This is a genomic window from Acinetobacter pragensis, assembly GCF_001605895.1.
GTDB classification, from domain to species: domain Bacteria; phylum Pseudomonadota; class Gammaproteobacteria; order Pseudomonadales; family Moraxellaceae; genus Acinetobacter; species Acinetobacter pragensis.
The window spans coordinates 24,266-45,441 of the sequence record NZ_LUAW01000020.1 but is presented as its reverse complement, the minus strand read 5'-3'; the positions used below and the strand labels follow the sequence as shown (position 1 = coordinate 45,441).

At 44.8% G+C, this 21,176-nt stretch carries 21 protein-coding genes; 14 read left to right on the top strand and 7 right to left on the bottom strand.

From position 1 onward, the window contains the following. Positions 1-140 precede the first annotated feature (140 nt). The 7 genes from ruvB to pal all read left to right on the top strand — a co-directional run bounded on the left by ruvB (position 141) and on the right by pal (position 7,015). A complete protein-coding gene (gene ruvB, locus AZH43_RS08680; protein WP_067668755.1) occupies positions 141-1,148 on the top strand; it encodes a Holliday junction branch migration DNA helicase RuvB in 1,008 nt (335 codons plus the stop codon). A gap of 355 nt (positions 1,149-1,503) precedes the next feature. Next, the gene (gene ybgC / locus AZH43_RS08675; RefSeq protein WP_067668753.1) at positions 1,504-1,914 is read left to right on the top strand and encodes a tol-pal system-associated acyl-CoA thioesterase; all 411 of its coding nucleotides are present in this window, start codon (positions 1,504-1,506) and stop codon (positions 1,912-1,914) included. A gap of 25 nt (positions 1,915-1,939) precedes the next feature. Next, a complete protein-coding gene (tolQ, locus tag AZH43_RS08670) occupies positions 1,940-2,638 on the top strand; it encodes a protein TolQ (RefSeq protein WP_067668751.1) in 699 nt (232 codons plus the stop codon). Further along, positions 2,638-3,087 carry a protein TolR gene (gene tolR / locus AZH43_RS08665; protein ID WP_067668749.1) on the top strand — a complete coding sequence of 150 codons (450 nt, stop codon included), beginning with the start codon at positions 2,638-2,640 and terminating at the stop codon, positions 3,085-3,087. The genes tolQ and tolR overlap by 1 nt, the downstream gene beginning before the upstream one ends. A gap of 3 nt (positions 3,088-3,090) precedes the next feature. Continuing rightward, positions 3,091-4,479 (top strand): cell envelope integrity protein TolA, encoded by a 1,389-nt coding sequence (gene tolA, locus AZH43_RS08660; RefSeq protein ID WP_067668748.1) that lies wholly within the window; start codon positions 3,091-3,093, stop codon positions 4,477-4,479. A 647-nt stretch (positions 4,480-5,126) separates the two neighbouring features. Beyond that, positions 5,127-6,410, top strand: coding sequence for a Tol-Pal system beta propeller repeat protein TolB (tolB, locus tag AZH43_RS08655; RefSeq protein ID WP_171254449.1), 1,284 nt, complete (start codon positions 5,127-5,129; stop codon positions 6,408-6,410). A 35-nt stretch (positions 6,411-6,445) separates the two neighbouring features. Next, positions 6,446-7,015 (top strand): peptidoglycan-associated lipoprotein Pal, encoded by a 570-nt coding sequence (pal, locus tag AZH43_RS08650; protein WP_067668744.1) that lies wholly within the window; start codon positions 6,446-6,448, stop codon positions 7,013-7,015. Positions 7,016-7,127: 112 nt separating this feature from the next. Here the strand turns inward: pal and AZH43_RS08645 are convergent, their stop codons facing one another. Further along, positions 7,128-7,328: an NF038105 family protein gene (locus AZH43_RS08645; RefSeq protein ID WP_067668742.1), complete on the bottom strand. Its 201-nt coding sequence runs from the start codon at positions 7,326-7,328 to the stop codon at positions 7,128-7,130. A 182-nt stretch (positions 7,329-7,510) separates the two neighbouring features. On the opposite strand from AZH43_RS08645, the gene AZH43_RS08640 reads away from it, so the two are divergent. The 5 genes from AZH43_RS08640 (at position 7,511) to AZH43_RS08620 (ending at position 10,798) form a co-directional block, all read left to right on the top strand. Then, entirely contained in the window at positions 7,511-8,485 is a 975-nt protein-coding gene (locus AZH43_RS08640) for a class 1 fructose-bisphosphatase (protein WP_067668740.1), read from the top strand. Positions 8,486-8,536: 51 nt separating this feature from the next. Next, a complete protein-coding gene (locus AZH43_RS08635; protein WP_067668738.1) occupies positions 8,537-9,313 on the top strand; it encodes a TrmH family RNA methyltransferase in 777 nt (258 codons plus the stop codon). A gap of 156 nt (positions 9,314-9,469) precedes the next feature. Continuing rightward, positions 9,470-10,084 carry an RNA polymerase sigma factor gene (locus AZH43_RS08630; protein WP_067668736.1) on the top strand — a complete coding sequence of 205 codons (615 nt, stop codon included), beginning with the start codon at positions 9,470-9,472 and terminating at the stop codon, positions 10,082-10,084. Further along, on the top strand, positions 10,081-10,404 hold the full coding sequence (locus AZH43_RS08625) for a hypothetical protein (protein WP_067668734.1): 324 nt from the start codon (positions 10,081-10,083) through the stop codon (positions 10,402-10,404). The genes AZH43_RS08630 and AZH43_RS08625 overlap by 4 nt, the downstream gene beginning before the upstream one ends. Further along, entirely contained in the window at positions 10,394-10,798 is a 405-nt protein-coding gene (locus tag AZH43_RS08620; protein WP_067668733.1) for a DUF3106 domain-containing protein, read from the top strand. Before AZH43_RS08625 ends, AZH43_RS08620 begins: the two co-directional genes overlap by 11 nt. Before the next feature lie 173 nt (positions 10,799-10,971). On the opposite strand, the gene AZH43_RS08615 is transcribed toward AZH43_RS08620, so the two are convergent. From AZH43_RS08615 to cxpE, 4 genes are all read right to left on the bottom strand, one after another. Next, positions 10,972-13,347, bottom strand: a complete 2,376-nt coding sequence (locus AZH43_RS08615) for a CSLREA domain-containing protein (RefSeq protein WP_227509798.1) — start codon at positions 13,345-13,347, stop codon at positions 10,972-10,974. A 64-nt stretch (positions 13,348-13,411) separates the two neighbouring features. Next, complete coding sequence (rbtA, locus tag AZH43_RS08610) at positions 13,412-15,235, bottom strand: rhombotarget A (RefSeq protein ID WP_067668729.1); 1,824 nt, start codon at positions 15,233-15,235, stop codon at positions 13,412-13,414. A gap of 122 nt (positions 15,236-15,357) precedes the next feature. Then, on the bottom strand, positions 15,358-16,062 hold the full coding sequence (gene hda, locus AZH43_RS08605) for a DnaA regulatory inactivator Hda (protein WP_067668727.1): 705 nt from the start codon (positions 16,060-16,062) through the stop codon (positions 15,358-15,360). A gap of 15 nt (positions 16,063-16,077) precedes the next feature. Then, entirely contained in the window at positions 16,078-17,298 is a 1,221-nt protein-coding gene (gene cxpE / locus AZH43_RS08600; protein WP_067668725.1) for a chloramphenicol efflux transporter CxpE, read from the bottom strand. Between the two features lie 136 nt (positions 17,299-17,434). Between cxpE and purM the strand changes: the two genes are divergently transcribed. Both purM and purN read left to right on the top strand, forming a co-directional pair. Continuing rightward, positions 17,435-18,505: a phosphoribosylformylglycinamidine cyclo-ligase gene (gene purM, locus AZH43_RS08595; RefSeq protein WP_067668723.1), complete on the top strand. Its 1,071-nt coding sequence runs from the start codon at positions 17,435-17,437 to the stop codon at positions 18,503-18,505. A 9-nt stretch (positions 18,506-18,514) separates the two neighbouring features. Beyond that, positions 18,515-19,144, top strand: a complete 630-nt coding sequence (purN, locus tag AZH43_RS08590; RefSeq protein ID WP_067668721.1) for a phosphoribosylglycinamide formyltransferase — start codon at positions 18,515-18,517, stop codon at positions 19,142-19,144. A gap of 69 nt (positions 19,145-19,213) precedes the next feature. Here purN and AZH43_RS08585 read toward each other — a convergent pair whose 3' ends face one another. Continuing rightward, positions 19,214-20,020 (bottom strand): alpha/beta fold hydrolase, encoded by an 807-nt coding sequence (locus tag AZH43_RS08585; protein ID WP_067668719.1) that lies wholly within the window; start codon positions 20,018-20,020, stop codon positions 19,214-19,216. Next, a complete protein-coding gene (gene sppA, locus AZH43_RS08580) occupies positions 20,017-21,060 on the bottom strand; it encodes a signal peptide peptidase SppA (protein WP_067668718.1) in 1,044 nt (347 codons plus the stop codon). The genes AZH43_RS08585 and sppA overlap by 4 nt, the downstream gene beginning before the upstream one ends. Between the last annotated feature and the right edge of the window lie 116 nt (positions 21,061-21,176).

Below are 21,176 nucleotides of genomic sequence, written 5' to 3'. Positions count from 1 at the left end.
CGCAGCATCAGTTTAACAAATGGGTTTTGTCACTTTTGCCCAGTCAAAAGTGAGAACCGCCTATACAATGGCATATAAAATTCAATCACTGTTTGAGGCTGTGATCCCTCCTCAACGATATAGAGATTAGTTAAATACTTATGCAAGACCGTCTCATCAGTGGTACAGAAAAACCCGAAGATCATTACGACCGCGCCATCCGCCCGACATCCCTAGAGGATTACATCGGGCAGCCTGTCGTACGCGAACAAATGGAAATCTTCATAGGCGCTGCCCGCGGCCGTGAAGAAGCGCTGGACCATACTCTGATTTTTGGCCCGCCGGGTTTAGGTAAAACAACACTGGCCAATATCATTGCCCGTGAAATGGGCGGCAACCTGAAATCAACCTCTGGCCCTGTTTTGGAACGCGCGGGTGATTTAGCAGCCATGCTGACCAATCTGGAAGAAGGCGATGTCTTATTTATTGATGAGATTCACCGCCTATCACCAGTGATTGAAGAAATCCTCTACCCAGCGATGGAAGATTATCAGCTGGATATTATGATTGGCGAAGGTCCTGCTGCCCGTTCAATCAAGCTGGATTTGCCGCCTTTTACCCTAGTCGCGGCCACCACCCGCGCCGGCCTGCTGACCTCTCCACTGCGGGACCGTTTTGGTATTGTGCAGCGTTTAGAATTCTACAGTGTTGCGGATCTTACTCATATTGTGACCCGTTCAGCCAATCTAATGGATGTGCCGATTTCTAAAGATGGCGCGAAGGAAGTTGCCCGCCGTGCGCGCGGTACGCCGCGTATTGCCAACCGCCTGCTGCGCCGTGTCCGGGATTATGCGCAAGTGAAAGGCACAGGCGAAGTGACGCAAGACATGGCGCAGCGCGCTCTGGATATGCTGAATGTAGATAAAGACGGTTTAGATACTTTAGACCGCCGTTATTTGTCTATGCTGCTGGAACGCTTTGATGGCGGTCCTGCTGGCGTAGAAGCTTTGGCTGCGGCAATGGCAGAAGACTCGGGCACATTAGAAGATGTTATTGAACCGTACCTAATTCAGCAAGGTTACGCCATGCGTACCGCCCGCGGCCGTATTGCCACCAATATGGCCTATTTGCAATTTGGCATGACACCGCCAGAACCGAAAGATAAATAATTTAAAAGGGAGATTATTTCTCCCTTTTTTCAATAAATGACAAATCAAATATCCATAAAATTTCCTGAATTCTATGAAAATGCAGCTCAAACTGTGTGCTTAATCTGGTGTCATCTATAAGCCTACCTATAAACCGGCACCGAATAAATCCATCGGCAGAAAAAAGATCGATACAAACTGCAGGCTAAATCTGCCGATTTGAAACCTTGTGCCATTGGAGTGAATTTTCAGGGTGCTAAACTGCGACCCGTTACGCCGCTTGACCTTTAGCTCAAGATTTGTCAATTTCAAAATAGGTAAAGGCTGAATCAGTTGGCGCTCTCTCAAAAAACAGCAGCAAAAATGGAACACACTCATGGCGAATAAATTCGAGTTCAATATCCGTGTCTATATTGAAGATACAGATGCAGGCGGTATTGTTTACCACGCCAACCACATCCGTTTCATGGAGCGTACCCGTACAGAATGGCTACGCGCTTCAGGTGTAGATCACTACTGGCATCAAAAAGACTACAATTTTGTCGTGCACAAAATTAACGTTAAATATTCACGTCCTATACTGATGGATGACCTGATTACTGTTACAGCTAGTGTAGTTTCATGTAAATCAACGTCATTTGTATTGCAACAAAATATTTATCGTGGTGAAATCATGCTTGCTTCCGGTGAAGTCGAATTGGCCTGCATCAGCGTAGACGGCATGCGCCCGACTCGACTTCCAGAGGAAATCCGCAAACTGATTCTGAAAGAATTGGAACAAGATTAAAAAAATTAATTGGCTCAATGTAACTATGGCAACTCAACTAGAATCTACCCTTCACGTATCAGATTTAATTTTACAAGCAAGTCCTGTTGTACAGCTGGTAATGCTTCTGCTCTTATTAGCCTCGCTGTACAGCTGGTATCTGATTGCCAAGTTGCATATGAGCTACAAAAAGGCGCAGGCCGATGATGATCATTTTCAAAAAATCTTCTGGTCTGGCGCCGAACTGAATACCCTTTACAACAATGCGCAGCTCAACTCGAAGCGGGTTGGCCTAGAAGATATTTTCTATCAAGGCCTTGGTGAATTTTTCAAACTGAAAAAACGCAATGCGCCAGCCGCGCAAAGCATTGAAGGCACTGAACGAATTTTGCGTGTCGGCCTGAGCCGTGACCAAGGCGGTTTAGAGCAAGGCCTTGGCGCTTTGGCCAGCATTGGTTCTGTAGCACCGTACGTCGGCTTATTTGGCACCGTTTGGGGCATCATGAATGCATTCATTGGTTTAGCGCAAGTTGAACAAGTGACGCTGGCAACCGTAGCCCCTGGTATTGCAGAAGCATTGATTGCCACTGCAATTGGCCTGTTTGCCGCTATTCCTGCCGTTTTAGCATTTAACCATTACACAGCAAAAGGCGAAGCCGTCTATTCAGACCGCGCGCTTTTCGCCGAAGAGATGGTTGCTTTACTGCAGCGTCAATCATTGGGTCCTGATCAGGAACAGCACTAATGGCTATTCAACGTTCAGGACGCTTCGAGCGTATAAAAAAACCGCTGAAAAGCGATATGAATGTCGTGCCCTACATTGACGTCATGCTGGTGCTTTTGGTGATTTTCATGGTCACAGCGCCAATGATCACCACAGGCGTCAAAGTGGACTTGCCGCAGGCCAACAGCAGCCCGATTCAATCTGAAGACCGCCCTGCTATTGTGACCTTAGAGGCCGACGGCACAATTAAGCTTGAAGACAGCACGCATAAAAATGATGTACTGTCATTAGACGAATTAAAAGCCGCTCTTACCGATGCGCAAGCGCAAGCAGAGACCAATAAAAAACAGCTCAACGTTCTGATTAATGGCAGTGAATCACGCCCATATGGTGAAGTCATAAAACTGATGTCTGCACTGCAAGATGCGGGATTATCTCAAGTAGGATTGCTGACAGAGCCGTTAAAGTAATTTATGAAAGATTTAAAAAAGCCACCTTTTAAACAAAAAGCGACTGCAGTTGGATTCACCATCGGTATCCATGTGATTGCAGTTGTGGGCTTGCTTTATCTGGGCATGAGCAAACCGCCTGAACCGCCAAAACAGATTAAAACTGTTTTAGTTAAACCAGAAGATTTGAAGCCTGTGACGCGCGAAGAAACTGAGTTTGATGAAACTGCGCATGAAAATGTCGCCGCTGAAATCACTCAAACCGCTGAGCCCAGTATAGAACCGGCACCAACTATACCAGCAGCTCCGCCGCCGGTTCCTGCTTCATTGCCAAAACCGGATGCAGCCAAAGCTGCCCAGCAGGCAAAACTTGCTGAACAAGCTGAGCAGCAAGCAAAAAACCAAGCTTTACGGGCTGAACAAAAACGCCAAGCTGATGAAGCCGCCAAGCTGAAAGCTCAGGCGGATGCTAAAGCTGAGGCTGCACAGCGTAAAACAGACGCGGATGCTAAAGCGAATGCCGAAGCAGCCCAACGCAAAGCCGCAGCTGATGCAAAAGCAGCCCAAGCTAAAGCCAGTGCAGCCGAGACGAAGCGCAAAGCAGATTTAGAAGCGAAACGCCTGGCAGAAAATGCCAAATTAAAAGCGCAGCAAGATGCGAAAGCAAAAGCCAATGCAGACGCGGCTAAACGTAAAGCGGATGCTGACGCCAAAAATAAAGCTGCAGCCGATGCAAAAGCGAAAGCTGACGCTCAGGCCAGAGCCAATGCAGACGCCGCTAAGCGTAAAGCGGATGCTGACGCTAAAAATAAAGCCGCAGCCGATACAAAAGCGAAAGCCGACGCCCAGGCCAAAGCCAATGCAGACGCCGCTAAGCGTAAAGCGGATGCTGACGCAAAAAATAAAGCTGCAGCCGATGCAAAAGCGAAAACTGACGCTCAGGCCAAAGCCAATGCAGACGCCGCTAAGCGTAAAGCGGATGCTGACGCAAAAAATAAAGCCGCCGCCGATGCGAAAGCCAAAGCAGATGCCAAAGCCAGATCCGATGCAGAAGCACGTGAACGGGCAGCCGAAGAAGCCAAGGCCTCATCTGCTAAAAAAGCAGCTGAAGAAGCGGCTCAGAAAAAGGCCGAAGCGAAAAAAATTGCGTCAACGGCTAAACACGATTTTGAAAGCAAAATTAAACGCGCCTGGGACACTCCAACAGATTCTGCAGGTAAAACCGCAACTGCCCGCATCACTTTAACTGAAAGCGGCGCCGTGCGTTCAGTCATTGTCTCATCCAGCGACCCTGACATGAAGGCCAGTATTGAAGCAGCTGTCCGTGCAGCTGCGCCGTACCCGATGCCTTCGGACCCAGATGCGCGCCGCGAAGCGCAGAATCTGACATCCACGTTCAAATCAGGAAATTAATAACCTATACCCTCTGATGCGTCAGGGGGTATTTTTTACCTGACTTGGTCTAAAATAAGGTATTGCCTGAAACTTTTTCTGCTGTTTCCTATACTTCCAGCGTTTTCATGTGTCTTTGCCAATGATGACACGCAAGCTGCTGCCAAAATTCATCCTAAAAATAGCGGCCAACGCCTCTATACGTCAATGCAAAAAAGTAGAAACGGCACGTGTAATTCATCATAAAATTCTGCCTAATTAGCAAGTGCCAGCAGATTCATCAAAGCAAAAAAGCGCGCAGAATTACATTGACGCCATCAAGTTAAATCCAATCTATTTTAATTCGTGATGCGCCAAATCCCGTATTGAAAATACAGTATTGAAAAACGCTATCCGCAGTTCTGCACCCTTTGAATTGCTTCGCAATCAAGATGCAAAATACAAAACTTAGACGTTTTATAGTTCTTTTAATCGAAACAAAGACTGCGCTGCCAAATACCACCCTTTCTTTGTAAAGCCTCATCCCAAACTGATAGTTTTTTGGGCAATTTTTCACAGTCGAATAACAGTTTAATCATATTGATGTGCTTTAAATATTGTAAAAACATGCCATTATGTGACACATTCTCAGCAACAAAAATTTATAGATTTAGAGTATTCAGCGAATGATGGAAATAACGCGAAAACATCTGCTCTGCTTAGCCGTTTTAACAGCCTTAAGTCCAGTTTTAATTAGCCAATCTTATGCTCAGCTGCATTTGGAAATCACCAAAGCGCCGGAAGAAGCCCCTAAAATTGCAATTATTCCTTTTGGCAATGATCAGAATCTTTATCCAATTATTGAAAATGATTTGAACCGCTCAGGGAAATTCACCAGTTCTTCTAAGAATCTGCCTGCAACGGCAGCGATGAATGCGCCGAATGCAGAAGCATGGCAGGCCGCGGGCGTCCCTTATATAGTGACAGGCGCTATGAAGCCCACAGCAGACGGTTCTTTTGAAGTGCATTATCAGCTGTACGATGTGCAGAAAAAACAATATTTACTGAATGAATTATTGACCGTTCCTGCCAGCCGCACGCGTCAAGCGGCACATATGATCAGTGATGCCATTTATGAAGCGCTGACAGGCATTCAAGGTGATTTCAGCGGACGCATCGCTTATGTGCTGCGCAATCCAGCAACACCAGAACAGCGCTATACTCTGCAAATAGCGGATACCGATGGCGAGCAGCCGCGGACTATTCTCACATCGCGCGATCCGATCTTATCGCCCGCATGGACACCTGATGCAAAAAAAATCGCCTATGTTTCGTTTGAAACCAAGCGCCCGGCTATTTATGTGCAAGACTTAGCCTCTGGGGGCCGTGAAAAATTGGCAAGCTTCCGTGGCTTAAACGGCGCGCCAAGTTTCTCCCCTGATGGCAAAAGCATGCTGTTTACAGCGTCTATGCACGGCAATCCTGAAATCTATCAAATGGATTTAGACAGCCGGCAGCTGCAGCGCCTGACCAATGACAGCGCAATTGATACTGAAGCGCGCTATGCGCCAGATGGAAAATCATTTATTTATACCTCTGACCGCGGCGGATCACCGCAAATTTACCGTTACAGCTTTGCCGATGGCAGCAGCAAGCGCCTGACCTTCCGCGGCGCGTTTAATGCACGCGGCACCTTAAGCGCAGACGGGAAAAAATTGGCCCTGGTGCACCGTCCAAGCGGCAGCAATTATAAAGTCGCTGTTCAAAATATTGATTCAGGTGTAACCAACATCCTTACCCCGACCAGTCTGGATGAATCTCCAAGTTTCTCGCCAAACGGCCAGATGGTGGTGTATGCCACACGTGAAGGCACGCGCGGCTTATTGTCGATCATGTCATTAGACGGGCGTTTCCGCATGAACTTGCCAAGTGAACAAGGTGAAGTCCGAGAACCGGCTTGGGCGCCAAAATAATTTTTAAATCATAAAGAACCTTCATGGAGAGAATCATGAACGCAGTAAAACTATTTGTACTACCCGTTTTGGCAACCGCAGTGATTATGACAGGCTGCGCCAACCGCAAGCCTGCTGCAGCTGTAGATGCAACACAAAACCCAACAGGCGCTTCAACCGTAAATACTGATGGACTGAGTGAAGATGCCGCTTTGAATGCGCAAAACCTTGCGGGCGCATCGGCTAAAGGCGTCACTGCCGCCAATAAAGCATTTTTAGCCAAACGTGTTGTGCATTTTGATTATGACAGCAGCGAATTAACCAACGAAGACCTGCAAACGCTTCAAGCTCATGCGCAATTCCTTGTTGCCAATGCCAACTCTCGTGTTGCTTTAACAGGACATACAGATGAACGCGGCACACGTGAATATAATATGGCGCTAGGCGAACGCCGCGCGAAAGCCGTTGAAAGCTTTTTAGTCACCAGCGGTGTCAGCGCCAGCCAGCTTGAAGCTGTCAGCTATGGTAAAGAAATGCCGATCAATGCTGGACATGATGAAAATGCGTGGAAAGAAAACCGCCGCGTAGAAATCAACTACGAAGCTGTTCCGCCATTATTGAAATAATCGAACAGATATCGTTTCAAACTCAGCAGCCTGTATCATTACCGGCTGCTGAGTTTTACAAACATCTGAAATGAAAAAAGCACTCATGAGAGTGCTTTTTTCATTGTGCCGATTAAGCCTGTTCAGATTTCTTTTCTGAATCCTCTTCATGGGCGCTTTGCATTGATTCAATCAAGTCATGCTTATTGAATTTCTTATACTCAGCCTTAGACTCATAACCGCTCCAAGCTTCTTTCACGTTATCTTTGGAAATGTCATCCAAATTTAACCCTTCACTCGGAGTTGGAGTCGCATCAAATTTCTTAACCGTCATTGTTGTACTCCTTGTCATTTCTTTGCTCTTCTGCTTTCAACATAGCATGTTCTGCAAGACTTGCAAGGGCAAAATCACGGCAAATAACACAGTTTAATTTTTCTTTTCCCTCATTCTCATCTAAAATGAAGGGTTATTCTATTCCGATCATTTTTGACCGCTTTTTTTGGAGCACTCCGTTTATGTCACGTTTAAGCTTATCCCAATTTCTACAACAACAAAGCGGAAATTTAACACCAGCCCTAGCTCATGTTATTGAAACGATTGGCAGCACATGCAAAGACATCGACCTATTGCTTCAAAAAGGCGCTTTGGCTGGCGTATTGGGCAGCGCGCAGCATGAAAATGTTCAAGGCGAAGAACAGAAAAAACTTGATGTGATTTCAAATGATTATTTAATTGACGCTTTAAAGGTTCATCCGCATGTAGGCGGTTTGGCTTCAGAAGAGTTAGATGAATTTACAGCTGGTCAAGAAAATGGCGACTATCTTGTACTGTTCGATCCGCTTGACGGCTCAAGCAACATTGACATCAACATGTGTGTCGGCACAATTTTCTCAATCCTTCCGGCAAAAAATGCAGTCACCCAAGCGGAAGATTTTATGCAGGCCGGCGTCAATCAAGCTGCTGCAGGCTATGTGCTGTATGGCCCTTCAACCATGATGGCATTAACCGTTGGCGCAGGTGTAGTATTCTTTACTTTCGACCCTGAAACAAAAGAATTCCTGCTGACTAAAGATGCTATTGCAGTTGCGGCAGACACCAAAGAATACGCCATTAACGCATCCAATCAGCGTCACTGGGAAGAACCTGTAAAACGCTATATTGATGAGTTGCTTGCAGGCACAACCGGCCCGCGTGAAAAAGACTTCAACATGCGCTGGGTCGCATGCATGGTTGGCGATATCCACCGCATCCTTTGCCGCAGCGGCATTTTCATGTATCCATATGACTTCAAAGATCCGAAAAAAGCCGGACGTCTGCGTTTAATGTACGAAGCAAACCCAATGAGCATGCTGATGGAACAAGCGGGCGGCGCATCAACCACTGGCCGTGTCCGTATTCTTGACATCCAGCCGACTGAATTACATCAGCGCGTACCTGTAATCATCGGTTCTAAAAACGAAGTTGAACGCGTTACCGGCTACCATAACTAATTTTACTAAAAACGGTGGTCAGCAGCCTGATCACCGTGGACTTAATCTCCCATGGCGACAATTTTTCTTGAGTCTAAAGACAACCCTAAAATTAAACATTTACGCGGGTTAATCGAACAGAACTCTTACCGTAAAAAACAGGGCCAAACTGTACTGGAAGGCACGCACCTCTGCCTCGCATGGCTGCAGGAAAATCGAAAAATCAATTCTATTTTCACGACTGAACATGCACTGGCGCATCCGGACTTTGAAGAAATTCTCAGAACCTATACTGGACATATCTTTGTACTCAGTGAATCCCTTTACAAGGATCTCAGCACATTGGGCACAACGCTGGCCTGCTTAGCCATTATTGACTTGCATAGCTCCAGCCAAGCTTTAAAATTCGATGCGGATACGCTGATTTTGGAAAATGTCCAAGATCCCGGCAATGTTGGCACCTTATTGCGTTCTGCCGCAGCGGCAGGCATTCAGCAGGTAGTTTGCACCAAAGGCTCTGCTTCTTTATGGTCGCCTCGCGTGCTGCGCGCAGGCATGGGCGCGCATTTTTCATTGCAAACATATGAGAATATCGCGCTTGAAGACATTTTGCCGCGCTTTGAAATTCCAGTTTATGTAACCAGTTCTCACCGCTCTACCAGCTTGTATTCTAAAGATTTAAGCAAAGCCTGTGTCTGGATACTGGGTAATGAAGGCCAAGGTGTAAGCGAATACGCTTTAGAAAATGCTCAAGCGGTTGTCATTCCACAGCCGGGCGGTCAAGAATCGCTTAATGTTGCGATTGCAGGATCAGTTTGTTTCTTTGAAATGGTGCGTCAACGTCTTTAATACATTTTTTATTTTAATTGGGCTCGCCCAGTTAAAGAAATAGATTAAACTAGAAAAATAACAATTTATTTGTCAACCAAACCATCATTTTCAACGTTATATGTATATGAACTTGGAAATGATGGTGGGTATCCAATGACAGGATTTTCCATCTCTATGGATTTAGCGCCAAAACAGTCAAATTCTGCAGATTCGAGTGTTCTCAAGAGCACGGCTGAGTCGCGCTTGAAAAACTTCATGAATGAAGTGACTGGCCGCGCGCTGATCATGATGGAAAGTGCAACCCAGAATCAGCAGGGCATCGCGATGGATCTGGTTCAGGAAGCATTCATTTCCCTGCATAAATCCTATGCAGATAAATCCACCGAAGAATGGTATCCCCTGTTCTACACCATTTTGAACAACAAATTGCAAGATTGGCGCAGAAAAGAAGCCCGGCGCGCTCAGCCCTTTTCTCTGTTCAGAAAAGTCAATTTAGATGATGATGAAATTGAAATAAATGATGTTGTAGATGAATCTACTCCCAACCCATTTGAATTTATAGACCGCGCTGTGACTGCCGAAGAAATTCAGCAGGCGATAGCGCTGTTGCCAGCCCGGCAGCAGCAGGCATTTATGCTGCGGGCATGGGAAGGCTTTGATACACATACAACTGCTGAGATTATGAATTGCACTGAAGGCAGTGTAAAAACCCATTACCACCGTGCTATACAAGGCTTACGCGCTTCATTAGCACATCTGAATCCTCACATGGGAGGGTCATCCGAATGAAACAAGATGATTTCTTAAAGCAAGTAACTTCCAAACTTGATGGACTCGCACAGCACCATACCCAAAAACCCGCTGTGATGAATAATGTTCTTGAAAAAATTCATGAACGTGAAGCATCCCGCTATGGCTTATGGAAAATGTCAGGCTTTGCATTAGCCGCCGCACTTGCAGGCTTTGTTGTGTTGCCCAATTCAGTGACAACATTAAACGAAAAACCGCAAAATCAAGTTGTTTCAACGCCTAAGCTCTCCCCTCAAATGGTCGAAGACTTAGAAATGTTAATGGTTTTAGGTGAGGACAAAGTTCCCCATGGCAGCTAGAAAATTAGCCATTGCTTTTTGCGCATTCGGTTTTCTGCAAACCAGTTTTGCTGGTTTTGAACGTTTTTGGATTTTTTCTAAAGATGCGGATGCTCAAGTCAATGAGACTTGGGACTCACTTTCTGACTCTGAGCAAGCTGCCCTCATCAAGCGATACCAATCCTTAAAAGAAATTCCTGTTGAACAAAGTGTGAGCTTGCAGCAGCGGATGGATTGGTTTAATCAGCTTCCAGAAAATGAAAAGCAAAAAATGCGTGAAACTTGGCAAAAGATGAGCAGCCTAGAGCGCCGTGAACTGGCGCAGCGCCTTCAAAAGGCATCTCCTGATGAACGCCCTGCCATTCGTGAAGAATATATTAATAAATACCTGAGCCCTGAAGTAACGCATCATTGATAATGTTTTGAAAGGCAATTTTTTAAAGAGCGGATAATCCGCTCTTTTTATTGCCGTAAAATTAATGTTGACATCAAGAACTCAAAGATCAATATTGAAATACCAACTATTTAATTTTAGTTTACCTACAAAAAAGCCCCTATAAATAGAGGCTTTTACGTTACAGGCATAAATTAACTTTTTAAAAATTTACGCATTCTAAATAATGCAAGGCCTGCTAAAACTAATCCGCCAAAAATATTGATTGATCCGCCGCCACTTGAGCTTTCATTAGTATTCTTTGCCTGATTAATCAGCGTAATCGTTGCTTCATTAGATGCTGTGCCTTCTGAGTCGTAAACTTGATACACAATATTATGATTAAATTGGTTAAATGCATTTTTAGATGAAAATTCTATAGTTCCGCCATAGCACATATTCTGCTGATTGCCATCAGGACATGGCCCGCTATACTCTGCTTTAAAATTCAAACCTGCCGGTATCGTTTTGAAATAGATTGGAATATTCTGGCCATCTAAATTTTGATGCCAAAGGCTTTTACCGGCTGGCATAGACGAGACTGGCCCATCTCCATCTTCACTGTCGTTTTCTAAAGGATTGACGCGTACAGTTAAATTGCTGTCAGTCGTAATTGAGTATGTATCATCAGCGGCAATTGGCGCAATATTGTTAAATTTAGCGGTCAAAATACCGGAAGATTGCTGCATGCTGCCGGTTTTTTCTTTAAGGGTATATTGGCAATATGCATTTTGATCTCCCGTAGCAGCGCCGCCTGTCCTGTAAATCACAATTTTTTTCAGATTAGCATCCCATTTGCACACTAAATCCAAAGCATCCCCTTTTATAACGGGCTTGCCAGTGCTGTCGACAGTTAAATCATTGCCGATGCCAATGGCTTGCACAATGACGTCATAATTATCTGAATTCAATGCTTTATATTTTCTTTCTTGCGTATTGCCTACATCTACTTCCTGCGGGAGCGCCAACGCAAATGGATTCATATAAATGGCACGGTAAATTAAACTGCTTTTGAATTGAGCCAAATAAGGTTCTGCCTCTTTTAAATCCATTTCATTAGCAGTCTTATATTCTTTACGATCCTGATCTGCGATATCAGCTTTTAACTGATCAATTGCTGCCTGTAATGCAGTAATCATAGCTTTCTGCGAGGAATTAGTCAGATCTTCTACATCTGCAGCCGTAAAATTCAGCTTCTCTACCGAACCGATATCACAGGTATTCTTCATACTAGGATTTAAGATCAATGTGGCATCAGCATTTCTTGCCACACCGCGCTGATCATATTCCGAGCAACCTGAAGAGCCGATATTCACTAAGCTAGCGCCAGCATTGCCTTCAAGAGGGTAATATAATGGCAAATATATGTTATAAACAGAGGCTGGCCGATAATCTGTGAGTAGCGCAGGCATTGCGATGCCAGAGACATCTAAATTCTTATAATCTGTTTCAGCTGACGAAATAGCCTTTGCTGGAATCACACAGTTCGCATTCGATAATTCTGCAGCATTGCTCAGGAACGCAAACTGCAAATCTTCTGCAGGGATTTGATTATTCAAATAACGGCAAGATTTTCCTTGACCATCTGCAGTGCCATTATAGGCCAGTACATTATAAGAAAAAGATTTCGAAGCATTCTCATCATAATAAAATGCACTGTATGCGCTATTTTCAACAATAGTATTGCTGCTGAAGACCAATGACGAATAAGGGCTTAATCGGTCCAATCCATCTGAAACGGCACGGATAATACTGCCATTTGATGCACTTGCAGTATTTTTCGCAATCGTATTTGCTTCTAAGGTAACTTCATTGCTGCCGCAGAAATCCATTGTGCTTAGACTGGCCTGATTGCCATTTTTTACAATGCTGCTTTGTGAAATTGTAACAATAGGCTGATTATCACTCAAATTACCCACACAGCTCATCGCGAGTACACTGCCCTTGAGCGCATTGTTATTTTCAATTCGGGTATTATTAATACTGACTTCTGTCTTCGCATCCAGCGCCAGCAGATAAATAGCGCCGCCGGCTTTCGCAGCGCTCGAATTTAATATTGCGCCATTACTCATGGCAAAATTTCCGCCCGCATATACAGCCCCGCCATAATCTTTAGCAGAACCATTGTTCAGGGCAATATTATTCAATTCCAAATTGACACGGGTTACCGCAGTATTGAATATACGCGAACTTCCGTCTTGCGCATCAATTACCGTTTTAATCTCCTCAAACTCAGGATATTCATTGGTAAAGCTGCTTTTAATTTCATAATTATTTCGGCTTTTGCCCAAAATTCTAATTGGTGACTCTGGGCTCAATTCACCGCGTGTTAATTTATATGTGCCAGCTTCCAGCTGAATTTCATCGACTTGGCCAACCCCTGTACGCCCTGCGCTGCAGCCGCCAAATGACGTATTTTTTTGGGCTGCGATAATTGCTTCACGCAAAGAGCATTTACTTGAGTTTTCACCTGCTTCATCATCAAAAGTATTGACATAGATGGTTTTGCTGTCTGCTGCCATTAGTGACATTGCAGATAAGACCATTATGCATAGCAGTCCTTTTTTATATTGTTTCATGGCCTGTCCCTAATTATTATTTGAATCGACGCAATCCGATTAAGCCAAACAAAGCGAATAAACTATAGAAGCCTAAAGCACCGCCAGAAGTTTCAACAGTCTTACTTTCCATTGTGTTATCCGGTTCTTGGAAAATAATTACAGGCGCTTCGATATATTTTGCATCAATCTCTTTATTAAATCGTGTAGATGAGGTAATCACCCGGATTGTAAACTCATCCGCACCATGCCAGTTGCCGTTTGGCGTATAAGTCAAATCGCCATTTAGACTTAATTCAGTTTTGCCTTTGGAAACTGTTTGCCCCTGCACAACGATTAAGCAGCCGTCTTGCCAAGGTATGCCGGCAGGGTTTTCACCGACTTCCGCAATACATTGCGCCTTTGGCAGCAAATCACTATCACCCAATGCTTCCAGTATATTAAATTTAGCAATTTGGCCCGGCTTAATGTCTTGTCCCAATTTTGAAATGCTTGCGGGTACTGCAATTTCTATCGCGCCGCGGTCACACCAGACATTATCTGACAGTCTAGACGTACCGCGCTGATCAGACGCCTCGCAGGCAACAAAATTTGTATTGCCATTGGCTAATGTCTGGCCCCTATTTAAAATAGGACTAGAAAATAAATCTGCATAGCTCAGCAGCATTCGGGGACGCAAATAACCGATAAATGCATTGCTTGGCGTAGTGTATGGGCATAAAAGCGCAGTGCCGTCATCCTGTAAATTTTTACAGGTACCTTCATCATCACCCGCGATTAAAGCCGGACTAAGCAATACCGTATTATTGTTTGAGCTTACTCCGACTGGACAATCGGACTGTGACACAAGGTTGTTGTAGAGAACACTTTTGTCTGACGCAGCATTTTCAACTTCACAGTCCTGCACAGCACCCGAAGAACTGTTGCCAATAACAATACTGTTTGAAAGATAGCCTTGCCCTTCGGCTGAATCGAAACTTACGCCGCCTGAATTTTTAAGAATGGTTAGATTATTTAAACCCAGCCCATCTTTTAAATTAACTGCATAGCCCTTGTTCTGAAAAAAGGTACTGCTGACAATGTAATTCAGCCGGGATGGAAATGTCAGCTTATCCGCATCCGTACTGCCATCAGCAGTAAAGACAACGGCTTTACCAGAGGTGCTGGTATTGCTTTTGAATACGGTATTATAAATTTTAAAGCTGGGCGCTAAGGAATAGATTGCGCCGCCAACTGTCGCTTGATTATTTTCAACCAATACATTTTGCATGGACAAACTGCTGGCTGTAGCTCCGCTGCTGGATGCTACACCGACATTATAGATCGCACCGCCTAAATTGGCATATCCATCCTGCAGTTTTACGCTGTCTAAAGTCAGAGCTTCATTGTTATAAATCAGCCCGCCCAGATCGGCACATACGCTTTTTTTACAGCCTTGCAGCGTTATCTCTTTTAAATTCACTTTAAAAGCAGCATCGGCATTGTCATCAATATGGAAAATTTGCTCCTGCCCTGTCATTTCAATAGTGGCATTATTTTTACCGACTACTGCCGTCTCAGTAACAGTGGTGTCATATAGCGTCTTGATGTCCATCGTAGCTTTAATTTCAAGCTTTTTAGAAAGTGTGTAAACTTTATTCTTTTCAAGTGCAATCGTCGCTATAGAATCTGTGCCGCCGCAGCCCATATAACCGGCTTCGGGCCGATCATCTTCTGCCATATTCAAATATTCAACAGCTTCGCGAAGAGAGCATTCCTTGTCATCTTTTACGATATCTTCTGTTGTTGTGACATTAACTTCCGCACTGTAAGCATGTCCTGCAAAACACAGCATGCCTATGCCTATGCTCCGTTTGAGCATAACCTTCTCCTTGTATCTTTTTTTATTTCTTTTTTTATTCTTAAGCCACACATTCCCAGCAGCATCGAATTATTTCGTGTACTTTGTCATAGCTTGAGTAATTACTCAAGATTTTTTATAGTTTACCGATATTCATCAATCAAGGCGTAAATTTGCCGTAATGTCGCATTGCTGAGCTTGGTCTTTTCACCTTTGAGCAGCTGTATCAGCTGCTCTAGGCTTTGCAGTAAAATAGAGGCCTGATGCGGGCCATGCAGCAATAAATAATCCACAATCTGCTGGTCAATATGTATGCCTCTGCGTGACAGGACAGAAAGAACCAGCGCCTGCCTGTCTGCATACAAACTGCCATTCGGCACTTTAACACTTACCGCCTGAGTCAGTCGTGACTGCAAGTCCGGCAATTCCAGTCTAAGTTCAATGGGCGCAAAGCGTGAAGAAAAAACCAGCTGGCCGCCGCCTTCATTGTTGTAGTTGATTAAATGAAATACTGCGCGCTGCCAGTGCGGCACCCCGCTGATGGACTCAATATCATCCAAAGCAACCAGATCATATTGATCTAGAGAAGTAATGGCTTCTGTCGGGGCATCCAGCAGTTCCAGCAAAGAGACTTTAATCGCCGATTTTCCAATTTCCAGATAAGAGTCACAAATTGCGGAAAGCAAATGGCTCTTGCCTGTTCCAGCCCCGCCATAGATGTAAAACCGGTTCATTAATCCGGCATGCAGCTGGCGTACGCCATCAATTACATGTCCCCAGCCTGGCCCTGAAAAATCACTGATTCGGGCATCCAGCTGAGGTTCAATATCTAACTGCAATTGACGCATATATCTATAAGGGCCTTATAAGTCTTTATTTTCTGACACATCGATCTTACTCGATTTTTCAGGATCTTGCAGAGGTTTTCCAACAGTTTGCTTTAATTCAATATCGATATCTGCCTGTTCCGTTTCTATCGTAATAGAATCGCTGCCGGCAGGCTGCATAATGACTGTTTTTGAGCCGTATAACTGGCTTTTTTCATAGCACTGGCGCACATGACGCAGCAATACAACAATAATCGCCGCCACGGGAAGCGCAATCAGCATGCCCAAGAAGCCAGCCAGCTGCGCACCGGCCAAGACTGCAAATACGACAGCAACGGGTGAAAGCCCAATTTTATCGCCCAGCAGGAAAGGCTGCAGAATATAGCCTTCAACCGCTTGGCCAATCATAAATACCACAAGAACCAGCGCTAAATGCGTCCAGTCCAATCCAAATTGGAACAAGGTTGCAATGACAGCAGCAATAATGCCGACAGCAAACCCTAAATAAGGAATAATGCTGGACAGACCGGCGATCATGCCGATGATCAAGCCCACTTCCAGGCCAATAACCTGCAAGCCCACTGCATATACAACGCCCAGCAAAAACATCACCAGAAATTGACCTTTTACAAATGCGCCAAGCACACTGTGGCACTCGTTCACAATGTGCATTGTGCTTTTCTCATACGGGCGGGGGATTAATTTACGCAGGCTTTCCAGCATGCGTTCCCAGTCCAGCAGAAAATAAAAGCTGATAATTGGAATCAGAACCACTGTGCCGCCAATTTGAATAAAATTCAGCCCAGATTGCGCAACTTTCAGCAGCATCGACTGAATACTGTCAGTGCTGTAATTGGTCTGAATATAATCCATAACTGCTTTCGAAATCTGGTCAGTATCAATTTCCATAGGAATAAGATTGAACGTATGCGACAGCCAAGGCAAAAAGGTATAGTTCACCCAATGAATACCCGCAGGTATGCTGGATTTTGCATACATCAGCTGCTGCCAAACCAAAGGCACCAAATACCATAACGCCCAAGTGAGCACCAAGCCGATTCCGATAAAAACAATGCTGATAGCCAGCCAGCGCGGCAGGCCTATTTTATGTATTTTATTAACAAGCGGGCTGAATAAATACGCAATTAAAAATGCGCCGATAAAAGGCAGCACAACAGGCTTTAACAAATAAAGCACCCACAATATAAGTGCAATGCCCGCAAGTATAAAAATGCGTCGCAGTGTGCGGTCGCCCATGAAAACTCACCTTTATCTCAGTGTAATCGTTATTGAAAAGAAAATATTTTATTAAAGATAGCATTTTAGCCCATAAATAACATAAGAGTTTCGTATATTCAGGTTATAATCCCCGCGCGAATGCGGAGACTTCATTATGAGCAACTCAACCTCTACCCCAAACACTGGTTTAAGCTACAAAGATGCAGGTGTCGACATTGAAGCGGGCGACGCATTAGTCGATCGTATCAAATCAGTCGCAAAGCGTACTGCACGTCCTGAAGTAATGGGCGGACTCGGCGGCTTCGGCGCTCTTTGTAAAATTCCTAAAGGCTATGAAGAACCTGTTCTCGTATCTGGCACAGATGGTGTCGGTACTAAATTACGCTTAGCATTGAATTTGAACCGTCATGACACAATCGGTCAGGATTTGGTGGCAATGTGCGTAAACGATCTTCTAGTGTGCGGCGCTGAACCGTTATTCTTCCTTGATTATTATGCAACTGGGCATCTGAATGTAGATGTTGCAGCCAATGTAGTTACAGGTATTGGCGCGGGTTGTGAACTTGCTGGCTGTGCATTGGTTGGCGGTGAAACTGCTGAAATGCCGGGCATGTATGAAGGCGAAGACTATGACCTTGCAGGTTTTTGCGTAGGCGTGGTTGAGCAAAGCAAAATTATTGATGGCACGAAAGTAAAATCAGGTGACGTTTTAATTGGTGTCGCATCAAGCGGCGCACATTCAAACGGCTACTCTTTACTGCGTAAAATTTTAGACGTGAAAAACGTTGATTTAAACCAGATCGTTGATGGCCGCCCGCTTGCAGATGTAGCAATGGAGCCGACACGCATTTACGTTAAATCATTGCTTCAGCTTTGCAAAGAAGTGGATGTTCACGCAATGGCGCACATCACTGGCGGCGGCTTACCGGGCAACCTGCCTCGCGTACTGCCAAATGGCGCGCAAGCAATTGTGAATGAATCGTCTTGGGAATGGCCAGAACTGTTCAAGCTTCTTCAGCGCGAAGGCGGTGTTGAACAGCACGAAATGTACCGTACATTTAACTGTGGCGTAGGCATGGTGATTGTGGTTGATGCAGCCGATGCAGACAAAACTTTGGAATTGCTGGCTAAGCTTGGCGAACAGGCTTGGAACATGGGCCACATTGCTGACAATGCTGAGTCTGTTGCCGGCGCTGATGAAAAGATTCGCGTAATCTTTGCATAAGTATTCCGCATGATCAAAATTGCTGTTCTTGTTTCAGGCAGCGGTAGCAACTTGCAGGCCCTGATAGATGCCAATTTATCAGGCCAGATTGCAGGTGTTATTTCCAATAGGCCTGAAGCATATGCCCTGCAGCGTGCAGAAAAAGCAGGTATTGCAACTGCCGTTATTGAGCACAAGCAATATCCCGCACGTGAGTTTTTTGATGATGCAATGCATCAGCAATTGCTTGCATGGGATATTGATTTGGTGATTTTAGCTGGCTTTATGCGCATACTCAGCGCGAAATTTGTCAAAGCATGGGAAGGAAAAATGATTAATATTCACCCTTCCTTACTGCCCAATTATAAAGGCATGCATACGCATCAGCGGGTTTTGAATACCGGCGACAGCCTGCATGGCTGTACAGTGCATTATGTAACTGCTGAACTGGATGCCGGTCAAGCGCTGGCGCAAGGCGTATTAAAAGTAAATGTGCATGATGATGCTAATTCTTTGGCAACCCGTGTTCATGTGCTTGAACATATTATTTACCCGCAAGTTGCAGAGTGGATCTGCAACGGCACTGTTCAGCATACCCAACAAGGTGTGCTGTACCGCGGCCAGCTGATGCAAGAGCCTGTTCAATTCTGCAAGCTGTAAACACCTAAAAACAATAAAAAACGTCTCCTTGGAGACGTTTTTTATGCCGAAGCCGCAGAGACTTAAGCTTTAGTGAACGGCCTGACCTGCAATCATCTGTTTAATTAAATCAACCGTTTCTCTAGGTTTTTCCAATGGGAACATATGACTTCCTGCCACAATGCGGTATGGAATACCGAACTTCTTTTTCACCATTTGCGGGAACTTGCGCGGTAAAAATGGCCCTTTTTCAGCAACTATCTGCTGAACCGGCACCTTCAGTTTGGACTGCGGCAGCCACCAAAGAGATGGATTTGTCCTAAAAATTTTCACTTCATCCATTTTGGAAATGGTGAGTTCAACCCCGCCCCGCTCTTTATCTTCAGTCAATGCATAATCAAGATAAGCCTGAAAACAATCTGCATCAAAATCCTGATAGAAGCCTTTCGGACGCAATAGCGCTGCCGCCTGCTCACGGCTTTCCCAATGGTCCCTGCGGCGCAATGACAATGACGCTGGAGACATAGTGTCTACAGCTTTCAATTTCAATGTTTTGGCAATATGCAAAGCCAGTGATTCTTTCCCCATGATCAGCGGAGGATCCAGCATAAGCACTTGCTCAAACAGCTCTGGACGCTGCTGCGCCGCTTGAAAAGTAAGAACAGCGCCCAGTGAATGCCCAAGGCCAATAACTTTACGGCCATTCGCCTGACGTACAATACTGTCAATCACTTGATCGGTTAAACTGCGCCAATGATTGTCAATCGGATAGCGCTTATCTGACCCAAGCAAGGGAACATAAATAACCTCGTATTCATCACGCAGCAGATCAAAGAGTTTTTGATAAACGCGTGACGGCACGCCATTGGCGTGCGCAAAATGAATTAAAGGCTTCATTGCAGTTTAGCCGTTTGTTCTGATTGAACCTGCTGTGACAGTGACGCTGCAAAACCATGCCCAATTGAACTTCCCATACGGCCCAAAACTGAGTCAAACGGACTGTATTCAATCGTATAATTCACAGCTTTGTCTGTTTTCAGCTCACGCTTTAAGGTGTTTAAACTGCCGACACGGTCTGCAATACCCAATTTAACAGCTTGCTCGCCTGTCCAGAATAAGCCTGAAAAAATTGCAGGATCTGTTGATTTCAGCTTTTTACCGCGGCCTTGCTTCACAGCATTGATAAAATGATCGTGCACATTATCTAATACACCTTGTACATGCGCTTTTTGCGCCGGATCTACAGGCTGTGTCATCGATAAAATGGCTTTATTTTCACCTGAGGTCATTGTGCGGTCTTCTACACCCAGCTTTTGCATTAAGCCATTCACGCCGTAATTTGGCATAATCACGCCAATTGAGCCGACAAGGCTTGAAGGATTAACAATAATTTCATCTGCTGCTGAAGCAATGTAATACGCACCGGAAGCGCCTGTATCTCCAATCACAGCATATAATTTTTTATCTGCATGCTGTTTTTTTAAATATTGGATTTCTTGCCAAATTTCATCGGACTGAACCGGCGAACCGCCCGGCGAGTTGATATTCAATACCACTGCTTTACTTTGCTTATTTTCAAAAGCTTTTTTCAGGGAGCGTACAGTATCAGTACTGTTGACACTTTGCTTATCGGCAGCAATTGTCCCCACAATATCCACTACCGCAATATGCGAACCCATTGACCCGACATCATCTGTAGATGCCGTACTGCAGCTTTTACCTAATGCGACTAAAATAAACAGAATGTAAGCAAAGGTTAAAAATTTGAAGAAGATTCCCCAGCGGCGCGCACGGCGCTGCTCTACAACAGAAGCCAAAACCACCTTTTCAAGCAGTTTCCATTCATTGCCAGTAGGCTGCTGCTGGCTTGATGGCTGTTGCGTATTTTGATGCGTATTTTGTATTTCGTTTTCAGGTTTCGGTGGCCAATCGGACATAAAAAATCCAATAAAACAGTTAATAAGTACTCCATTATATACACTGAAAGTACTGGAACTGTCTAAACAAAGTATTTTATCCTATAATTAATTCATCATTTTCTTTTTGCTTTATT